Source organism: Methylobacterium sp. EM32, assembly GCF_040593685.1.
GTDB lineage: Bacteria > Pseudomonadota > Alphaproteobacteria > Rhizobiales > Beijerinckiaceae > Methylobacterium.
In genome coordinates, this window is sequence record NZ_JBEXZS010000046.1 from 67,724 (window position 1) to 76,765 (window position 9,042).

At 68.9% G+C, this 9,042-nt stretch carries 10 protein-coding genes; 6 read left to right on the plus strand and 4 right to left on the minus strand.

The features are described 5' to 3' along the window. Nucleotides 1-16 precede the first annotated feature (16 nt). Nucleotides 17-790 (minus strand): MotA/TolQ/ExbB proton channel family protein, encoded by a 774-nt coding sequence (locus tag ABZT49_RS07260; RefSeq protein ID WP_355284933.1) that lies wholly within the window; start codon nucleotides 788-790, stop codon nucleotides 17-19. Between the two features lie 279 nt (nucleotides 791-1,069). On the opposite strand from ABZT49_RS07260, the gene ABZT49_RS07265 reads away from it, so the two are divergent. Further along, nucleotides 1,070-2,845: a glucan ABC transporter ATP-binding protein/ permease gene (locus ABZT49_RS07265; protein ID WP_355284935.1), complete on the plus strand. Its 1,776-nt coding sequence runs from the start codon at nucleotides 1,070-1,072 to the stop codon at nucleotides 2,843-2,845. 55 nt (nucleotides 2,846-2,900) lie between these two features. On the opposite strand, the gene ABZT49_RS07270 is transcribed toward ABZT49_RS07265, so the two are convergent. Next, on the minus strand, nucleotides 2,901-3,272 hold the full coding sequence (locus tag ABZT49_RS07270; RefSeq protein WP_355284937.1) for a nuclear transport factor 2 family protein: 372 nt from the start codon (nucleotides 3,270-3,272) through the stop codon (nucleotides 2,901-2,903). A gap of 69 nt (nucleotides 3,273-3,341) precedes the next feature. Then, on the minus strand, nucleotides 3,342-4,223 hold the full coding sequence (locus tag ABZT49_RS07275; protein WP_355284962.1) for a YihY/virulence factor BrkB family protein: 882 nt from the start codon (nucleotides 4,221-4,223) through the stop codon (nucleotides 3,342-3,344). Between the two features lie 746 nt (nucleotides 4,224-4,969). Between ABZT49_RS07275 and ABZT49_RS07280 the strand changes: the two genes are divergently transcribed. The 5 genes from ABZT49_RS07280 (at nucleotide 4,970) to ABZT49_RS07300 (ending at nucleotide 8,307) form a co-directional block, all read left to right on the plus strand. After that, a complete protein-coding gene (locus ABZT49_RS07280; protein ID WP_355284940.1) occupies nucleotides 4,970-5,722 on the plus strand; it encodes a class I SAM-dependent methyltransferase in 753 nt (250 codons plus the stop codon). Between the two features lie 283 nt (nucleotides 5,723-6,005). Beyond that, a complete protein-coding gene (locus ABZT49_RS07285; protein ID WP_355284943.1) occupies nucleotides 6,006-6,860 on the plus strand; it encodes a DMT family transporter in 855 nt (284 codons plus the stop codon). 54 nt (nucleotides 6,861-6,914) lie between these two features. After that, entirely contained in the window at nucleotides 6,915-7,235 is a 321-nt protein-coding gene (locus ABZT49_RS07290) for a hypothetical protein (RefSeq protein ID WP_355284946.1), read from the plus strand. A 324-nt stretch (nucleotides 7,236-7,559) separates the two neighbouring features. Continuing rightward, complete coding sequence (locus ABZT49_RS07295; protein WP_355284949.1) at nucleotides 7,560-7,970, plus strand: hypothetical protein; 411 nt, start codon at nucleotides 7,560-7,562, stop codon at nucleotides 7,968-7,970. A gap of 25 nt (nucleotides 7,971-7,995) precedes the next feature. Then, the gene (locus ABZT49_RS07300) at nucleotides 7,996-8,307 is read left to right on the plus strand and encodes a hypothetical protein (protein WP_355284951.1); all 312 of its coding nucleotides are present in this window, start codon (nucleotides 7,996-7,998) and stop codon (nucleotides 8,305-8,307) included. On the opposite strand, the gene fliP is transcribed toward ABZT49_RS07300, so the two are convergent. After that, nucleotides 8,295-8,999 (minus strand): flagellar type III secretion system pore protein FliP, encoded by a 705-nt coding sequence (fliP, locus tag ABZT49_RS07305; protein ID WP_355284964.1) that lies wholly within the window; start codon nucleotides 8,997-8,999, stop codon nucleotides 8,295-8,297. The two genes, ABZT49_RS07300 and fliP, sit on opposite strands and share 13 nt — an antisense overlap. Between the last annotated feature and the right edge of the window lie 43 nt (nucleotides 9,000-9,042).

The window sequence follows — 9,042 nt, forward strand, 5'->3', positions numbered from 1 at the left end:
TCGCGCCAGAGTTCGCTCACGCCGCCTCGGCGGCCATCTCTTCGCGGTGGTTATGCGGCAGGTAGGCGATCAGCATCTCGCGCACCAGCGACGCGCTCTTGGCGTCGCGGATCAGCAGCACCCCGTCGATGATGAGCGTGCGCGACACGTCCTCCTCCTCGAGCTTGACGTGCAGCTTGTCGGCGATCGGCAGGGTGATCATGTTGGCGATCAGCGCGCCGTAGAGGGTGGCGAGCAAGGCGGTCGCCATGGCGGGGCCGAGCTTCGAGGGATCGGACATGTTGGCGAACATCGTCACCATGCCGAGAATCGTGCCGATCATGCCCCAGGCCGGGGCGCAGTCGCCGAAGGCGCGGTAGACTTTCGAGCCCTCGTCGAGGTGCATCAGGAAGTTGTCGCGGTCGCGCTCCATCGTGTCGCGGATGAACTCGCGGTCGTAGCCGTCGGCGATGTAGCGCACCCCTTGGGCCAGGAACGGGTCCGAGATCTCGAGGTTCTCGATCGCCATCGGGCCCGAGCGCTTCACCACGTCGGCGATCTTGGTGATCTCGTCGATCAGCTCGCGCGGCCGGATCGCCCGCATGTTGAAGGCGTAGCGCAGGCCCATCGGGACGCCGTGCACGATGACCGAGAACGGGAAGCGCAGCATGGTGGCGGCGGTCGCGCCGCCGAAGATCACGATCACCGCGTGCTTGTCGAAATAGGCGGCGAAGTTGCCGCCGTCGATCATGATGAGCACGAACACGACCGCGATGCCGCCGACGAGGCCGGCGCCGGTTGCGATATCCATCTGAGCTCGGCCCCTTCATGCGCCGTCGCGCGGCCCCGCGCCTGCGGGGCGCGTCACCGGGCGGCGCGCGTGTCCTGCCCCGGAGATTACGGGCAACAGGGTCAACGAACGGTAAAAATGCCGCTGCCCCGGACCCTCGCCGTCATGCGCCGTTCAGCGAGGATCTGTCATAGAGATGACCATGCGATCGAACGGCCGCCAAACAGGCCGCGCGCGGGGCAGGCGGCGGGCACGCGTCCGGGCCGCGTCACAAGGGCATCTCATCAGGGTTCACCGTCGATGCGGTTGATCAGGCTCTACGCTCGAGTCATGGGCCAGCTCGGGCCCGATCTGCGCCTCGGGGCGCTTCTGGCCGCCGCCAACGTCGCGCTGGCGGTGGCGGCCTTCGCCGAGCCGGTCTTGTTCGGCCGCATCATCGACCGCCTCACCCACCTGCCGGCCGGCGGTGCCGGAACGTCGAGCCTGCTCCTGCTGGTCGGCGCCTGGGTCGGGTTCGGGCTGTTCTCGATCGGCGCCGGCGTCCTGATCGCGCTCCACGCCGACCGGCTCACCCATCGCAGCCGGCTCTCGGCGATGGCGAACTACTTCGAGCACGTCCTCGACCTGCCGCTCGCCTTCCACTCCGCCAACCATTCCGGCCGGGTGCTGAAGGCGATGCTGGAGGGCACGAGCGGCATGGCCGCCACCTGGCTCGGCTTCTTCCGCGACCATTGCGCCGCCCTCGTCTCCCTCGTCGTGCTCCTGCCGCTGACGCTGTTCCTCAACTGGCAGCTCGGCTCGATCCTGGTCGCCCTGATGGTGGTGTTCACGGGCCTGACCACCTTCGTCCTGCGCCGCACCGAATCGCTTCAGGGCAAGGTCGAGGAATATCATTCCGGTCTCGCGGCCCACGCCTCGGACGCGCTCGGCAACGTCGCGGTGATCCAGTCCTTCACCCGCGCCAAGGCCGAGAAGGAGGCGATGCACGGCATCATCCGCGATCTTCTGGCCGCGCAGATCCCGGTCCTGTCGTGGTGGGCGCTGGCCTCCGTCGCCACCCGCGCCTCGGCGACCCTGACCATGACGGCGATCTTCGTCACCGGCATCGTGCTGCATGGCCACGGACTGGCGACCGTCGGCGACGTGGTCTCGTTCATGAGCCTCGCCACCATGCTGGTCGCCCGGCTCGACCAGGTCGTCGCCTTCGTCAACAGCATCTTCCTGCAGGCGCCGAAGATGCAGGAATTCTTCGAGATCCTCGACACCGTGCCGGCCGTCCACGACCGGCCCGGCGCCAGGTCAGTGGCGCGGCTCGAGGGCGACGTGTCGTTCGAGGACGTGCGCTTCTCCTATGACGGCCGCCGCCCGGCCCTCGACGGGGTGTCCTTCGCGGCACGCGCCGGCGAGACCGTGGCGCTGGTCGGCACCACGGGCTCGGGCAAGTCGACGACTTTGGGGCTCCTGCACCGCGCCTTCGACCCCGATGCCGGCACGATCCGCATCGACGGCGAGGATCTTCGCGATATCGGCCTCTCGTCCTTGCGCCACAACATCGGCGTGGTGTTCCAGGAGCCGATGCTGTTCGCCCGCTCGATCCGCGAGAACCTCCAGGTCGGCCGGCCCGACGCCACCGATGCCGAGATGCTCGACGCGCTGGAGCGGGCCCAGGCCTCGGAATTCATGGCGCGCCAGCCCGACGGGCTCGACACGGTGATCGGCGAGCGCGGCCGCTCGCTGTCCGGCGGTGAGCGCCAGCGGCTCTCGATCGCCCGGGCTTTGCTCAAGAACCCGCCGGTCCTGATCCTCGACGAGGCGACGAGCGCGCTCGACGCCGCCACCGAGCGCAAGCTCCAGGGCGCGCTGGAGGCCGTGATGGAGGGGCGCACCACCTTCGTGATCGCCCACCGCCTGTCGACGATCCGCGACGCCGACCGCATCCTGGTCTTCCACGAGGGGCGGATCGTCGAGAGCGGCACTTTCGACGAATTGGTGGCCGAAGGCGGCCGCTTCGCCGAACTCGCCCGGGCCCAGTTCATGGCGGCCGCGCCGGAGCCGGACTACGCGATGGCGGCGTGAGGATGAAGCGCGGGGGCCGCCGAACGGCCCCCGCCGCGGCATCATGTCCCGGAGATCAGGACCCCGATACCGGCTTCTCCGGCCCCTTGAACGCCCGCACCGACAGGATCCGGCCGTCCGGCGCGAACTCGAAGAGATCCAGCACCTCGAGCTCGACCTGATCGTTGATCAGGATCGACAGGTCCGCGACGGCGTGGGGCCGGTCGATCAGCACATGGCGGACCGTGATGTGCAGCTTGGCGCCGCTGACGATCTTGTCGGTCGCCGCGATCATCGCGTCCCGCCCGGTGGCGCTCACGTCCCAGTCGACCAGCGACGCGCGCTCGTCCAGCACGGCCGCAAGCGCGGCCATGTCGCGGCGGTTGAAGGCGTCCATGTAGGCGTCGATCGTGCGGCGGCAGCGGGCGGTGAACTCGGCATCGGACACGTCGCGATCTCCTGTGGTGAGGGTCTGGCGCAAGGTAGCGCGGGGACGGCGCGCGAGCAGGAGGTGCACCTACATCAGCTTGACCGTGTCCCGCCGGCTCTGGGCCCGGGCCTGGAGCCTGCGGCGGCGGGCGGCGATCACCGTGCCGTTGATCTCGCCGCCGAACAGGAACATCGCGGCGAGCCAGTAGACGAAGACCAGGAACACCATCGCGGTCGCCAGGCCCCCGTAGGTCGACACGTAGGCGCTCGAGAACCGGTCGAGGTACATCCCGAAGCCGAGGCCGGCCAGCACCCACAGCCCCAGGGTCACGGCGATGCCGGGCAGCACCATCGTGACCGGCCGGCGCCCGGCGGCGATGAACTTGTGGGCGATCACCAGCACGCCCGCCACCAGCAGCACCGTCACCGTCACCCGGCCGACCGCGATCGTCAGCCCGAGCGGCTCCAGCCCCGGCGCCACCAGCACCAGCCCGCGCCAGACCAGGGGCCCGAGCACGACGAGGAAGGTGAAGGCCAGCATCGCGAAGGCGGCGCAGATGACGTAGCCGATCGATTCGAGGCGGGTCAGCCACCACGGCCGCACCTCGCGAAGACCATAGGCCCGGTTGAGGCCGACCCGCAGGCTCTCGACCCCGCTCGACGAGAAGTACAGCGCAAGCACGGCGCCGAGCGTCAGGAGGCCGCCGCGCTGCTCGGTCAGCACCCGGTGGACCTCTCCGGCGATCGGTCCCGCCACCTCGCTCGGCCAGATCTCGAACAAGAGGTTGCCGGCCTCGTCGGCGAGCGACTTGGTGCCGAATACGCTGGCGAGCGCGGTGAGCAGGATCAGGAACGGAAACAGCGAGGTCAGCAGCGAGAGCGCGATGTGGCTGGCGATCGCCCAGCCGTCATGGGCGACGAAGCGCTGCGCCGCGATGGCGGCGATCTCCAGGGCGGTGCGGGGACGGATCACGGCGCGCGGGCTCTCGGGTCGCCTTTCCGGCGGATGCCGTTCAGGTAGAGCGTGATCGCCGGCCGTGGGAAGATGGGTGCGCAGAAAACGACCGCCCGCGCTCTTCCGGGCACGTTGGAGGCTCGTCCCGGCCGGCGGTCGAGGCCGAGGACGGGAGGCGCCGGTCCCGCGCACGACCAGGCGAGCGGTCGGTCGCCGTCGGCGCGAGGAGGCCACGGCTGCGGCCGTGGGCTGTGTGACGCGCCCGACGGGCTCGACACGCCCAGGAACCGCGGATGGCGTGGAGCGGACGGCTCCCCCGTCGAACCTCGTCCGCCCCAACGTCCGACGGCCGAGCGCGCCAGTCGGATCCCGAGCCATGCGACTGTCATGGATAACATCGCCCGATGCGCGTAATATATGGATCAAGTGGACCTTTCGGCTTGGACAGGATCTTTCAAAAAAAATTTGCCGACGACGAGACGAAGCGGTTCCAGCTCGATGGCGCGAGAACTGACACGAAATCCGGACGATCACTTCCGAAATTCGTGTTACAAGCCTGCGCGGCGCTTGAGCGAAGCCGATTTCCGCATCACGGAAGCGATCGCGTAGCAATTGCCGAGCGATCATCCGAAGATCGTATGACAGCCCGTGAGTTCGGCAAATCTGATTGCACTGACGCTTCTCGATCATTGACAATTCGATTGACTGCGTTTATTTGAAAGATATAAATTTATTATGCTATCTCAGGAAGATCTTGGTCGATGAGTCCATCTCTGCAGCGCAATGTTGTGTCGGATCATGCTGGTATCGATTATCAAGATCTGCTGGCCTATCTGCACCGCGAGTTGCGCCCTCGAAATTATCTTGAGATCGGGACGCGCCACGGCGGTACCCTCGCGCTCTCCGGGTGCCGATCGATCGCCATAGACCCGCATTTCCAGTTCACCGATCCAGCCATCTTCTCGTCGCGGCCCGTCACGCTCCTCTACCAGCTGACATCCGACGAGTTCTTCGCCAGTCACGACGCGCGCGCCCTCTTCGGCGAGCCGATCCAACTTGCCTTCCTGGACGGCATGCATCGATGTGAGTTCCTGCTGCGGGATTTCTACAATACCGAAGCCGCTTCGGCGCCCAACTCGGTCATCGCGATCCACGACTGTCTGCCGGTAGAGATCCCGATGACCTCCCGCGAGGAGCACGGAATCGTGCCGGTCGAACCGCACCGTGCCGGCTGGTGGACGGGTGACGTCTGGCGGACCGCGCTGCTGCTCAAGCGCGAGCGGCCGGACCTGGATATCCTGGCCCTCGACGCGCACCCGACCGGATTGATCATCGTCACGAACCTCGATCCAGGATCGACGCGCCTCAAGGACAATTACAATGCTTGCGTGAGAACGATGCTGTCGTACGATCTGTCCGAGATGACGATCGCGGAGTATTTCGCGGAGATGCAGGTTCAAAATACGTCGTGCCTCGACAGCTCGGAGAAGCTGACGGCGCGTTACTGGCTCTAGGGCATTTTTCGACCAAGTGGTCGCCGGTTGGGCGAAGAAAATGCGGCAACATCGCAGGCATAGAGAGCTTTGCGATCGCAACGCGATCGTGAAGTGCTCTAGGACTGACGGTGTTTGGGCAATGCGAGCCGGACCCGCTCGGATCGGGGTGGTCCTGCGGTGAAGCAGGTTGCGGAACGGCCGCGCGTGTGCTCGTTGCGCAGGCATTATGAGTCGCCCCCTGCTTCTTTCCGACGCATCCAGGCCCAACGCGCCCATACCGGACACGTCCTGGCCGACCCACTTGGCGCCGGGCCTGTTCGTCCTGATCTGGGCCACGGGCTTCATCGTGGCGCGGCTGATCGCGCCGCATGCCGAGCCGCTGACCTTCCTCGCCGTGCGCTTCGGCCTCACCGCGATCGTGCTGATGGGGATCGCCTTCGCGGTCGGCGCGACGTGGCCCCGGGGCTGGCGCGGCTGGCGTGACGCGATGGTGGCCGGCATCCTGATCCACGGCCTCTACCTCGACGCGGTGTTCTGGGCGGTGCATCGCGGCCTGCCGGCCGGCATCGCCGCCCTGGTGGCGAGCCTGCAGCCGCTCCTGACCGCTGCGGTGGCCGGCCCGCTCCTCGGCGAGCGGGTCTCGGGGACACGCTGGCTCGGCATCGCGGTCGGCCTCATCGGCGCCGGGCTGGTGCTGGCGCCGAGGATCGGAGCGGCCGGGGCCACCGGCGGCATCCCGCCGGAGGCCCTCGGCGTCTGCTTCTGTGGCACCATCGCCATCACCCTCGGCACCCTGTGGCAGAAGCGCACGGCCGCCGCCGTCGACCTGCGCACCAACGCCGCGGCGCAGTTCGTCGGCGCCCTCTTGCTCACCCTGCCGCTGGCGCTGCTGACCGAGCAGGGAGAGTTCGACTTCTCGGCGCCGCTGCTCCTCGGCCTCGCCTGGGCGGTGTTCGGCCTGTCGGTCGGCGGTATCCTGATCCTGCTCGGATTGATCCGCCGCGGCGCGGTGGCGGGCGTCGCCGCCCTGTTCTACCTCGTGCCGCCCGTCTCGGCCGCGATGGCGTTCGGGCTGTTCGGCGAGACCTTGGCGCCGGTCCAGCTCCTCGGCATGGTGGTGGCGGTGGTCGGCGTGGCTATCGCGAGCCGCGGTTAAGCCCCTGGTGTGATTCGCGGCTTTAGGCTGACGGCGCCTCGGAGACCCGCCCGCATGCTGCGCCTCGCCCTGATGATCCCGGTGCTCACCGCGGGCTTGGCACTTGCTGCGCCTGCTGCGGCGGATGGCGCGCCCGAGGCGTATCGCCCGGCGCCCGCCGGTCAGGTCCGGGTGCGGGTCAGGGACGAGCGGTACCGGCCGGCCGTGCGGCATGTCCGCCGGCATGACCGGCCGGGGACTCCTCGGCTCGTCGGCGCTCCGGTCCAGCCGGTCTCCTACGGCGAGACCGACGGGACGGTCTTCCACGCCTGGCTGCCGCGCAACACCACCCTGCCGATCTACAACATCCCGCCGCCGTACTTTCCGGAGCCGTGAGAGCCCGCTCGATCGATCCGGCACGGAGGCCAGTATTTTTCTCTGCGTCATCCCGGGGCTCGGCCCAGCCGAGAACCCGGGATCCATAACTGCTGACGGTGCAGGCCGAGGCGGAACGCATTCCGCCCTTTTCTGAGCGCTCAGAGGTTATGGATCCCGGGTTCCGCTTTCGCGGCCCCGGGATGACGGAGAGGGTTCGGACTCGGTCGGCCGACACGAGCAGCCCCCCGACAATACAGGCTTCAAGCGCTGACGATCGGCCTGGATCGAAGCGGGGCATTGCGGCGTTAGACCTCTCGTGGAAGTCCGCCAGGGAGCAGAGCCGTGCCCGAGCTGTCCGTGCCCGATGCGATCGCACCAGCCCGCGATCTCGCGCCGCCTCCGCCGATCCTGCCCGACCCCGATCTGCGCCCGATCGACCTCGCGGCGCCGGCCCAGCCCGACCGGCTCGACGAGGAAGCCCGCGCGCACCTCGCCCGTGCCGGACAGGACGCCCTCGACGAAAGCCTGCGCCGTTTCGCGCCCGAGGAGCGCGCGGCGTTCTGGCGTGCGATCTGCCGGTGCTACAACCGGCCGTACAATCCGGTGGACGCCGCGCCGGAGGCGACGGGGATCGCCGCGGCTACTGTCGCCACCGCGCAGCAGGAATCCGGCCCGCCACTGCCCGATCCTCACGTGATCGACGCCGTGCGGCCGGGGCGCGAGGGCGCGGGTCCCGACGCCGTCCTGCGATGACTGTGCTGTCCCGGGACGGAGCCCGGTGAGCGGGCCGCCCGCCGTACCGCACCCCGTGATCGTCCTCGACGAACAGACGCGACGGGTCGTGGCGGCCGGCCGGGTGCTCGCCTGCGAGGTCGTCCTCCTCGGCCTCGCGGTGCAGAGCGCCTGGTTCGAGGCCTGGGCGCAGCCGCTCCTCGATGCCGCGGAGGCGCGAGCCGCCGGCCTCGCGCGCCGAGCCCGGCGCGACCGGCTGATTCGCCGCGGCGTGCCGGCCCACCTCGCCGGGGAGGCCCTGCGCCTGGTGCCGCGCGGCGGCCGGGCGGACCGGATGGCGGCGGATCAGCCGCCGTAGCTCTGCACCAGGGAGCCGGCGACAAGGGTCCAGCCGTCGACCAGCACGAAGAAGATCAGCTTGAACGGCAGCGCCACGGTGGCGGGCGGCAGCATCATCATGCCGACCGACATCAGGATCGACGCGACCACGAGGTCGATGATCAGGAACGGGATGAACAACAGGAAGCCGATCTCGAAGGCCCGGCGCAGTTCCGAGATCATGAAGGCGGGGGTCAGCACCTCGAGCCCGACCGCGTCGGGCGTCGCCGGCGTCGGGGCACGGGCAAGGTCGAGGAAGAGCTTCAAGTCCTTCTCGCGCACGCTGCGCAGCATGAACGCCTTGAACGGCAGGCTCGCCCGCTCGAAGGCCTGGGTCTGCTGGATCTGCCCGGCGAGCAGCGGCTCGATGCCGGTACGGTAGGCCTCCCGCGCCGTCGGCGCCATCACGAAGGCGGTGAGGAACAGCGACAGGCTGACGATCACCGCGTTCGGCGGCGCGGTCTGGGTGCCGAGCGCCGAGCGCAGGATCGACAGCACCACCACGATGCGGGTGAACGAGGTCGCCATCACCAGGACCGACGGCGCCAGAGCCAGCACGGTGATGAGGGCGACGAGCTGCAGGGCCCGTTCGGTGACGCCGCCGCTCGGGCCGAGATCGACCGTCAGGCTCTGCGCCACGGCGGTCCCGCCCGACAGGAGCAGCAGGGCCAGGGCCGCGCGGCAGAGCGTCGCGAGGTGGGGGAGCGGGGGGGAG

What these genes read in the sequence shown, in the direction of transcription:
- ABZT49_RS07260 (WP_355284933.1), bottom strand. Translation starts at nt 790, where the DNA reads ATGGATATCGCAACCGGCGCCGGCCTCGTCGGCGGCATCGCGGTCGTG.
- ABZT49_RS07290 (WP_355284946.1), top strand. Translation starts at nt 6,915, where the DNA reads ATGCTGCGCCTCGCCCTGATGATCCCGGTGCTCACCGCGGGCTTGGCA.
- ABZT49_RS07265 (WP_355284935.1), top strand. Translation starts at nt 1,070, where the DNA reads ATGCGGTTGATCAGGCTCTACGCTCGAGTCATGGGCCAGCTCGGGCCC.
- ABZT49_RS07280 (WP_355284940.1), top strand. Translation starts at nt 4,970, where the DNA reads ATGAGTCCATCTCTGCAGCGCAATGTTGTGTCGGATCATGCTGGTATC.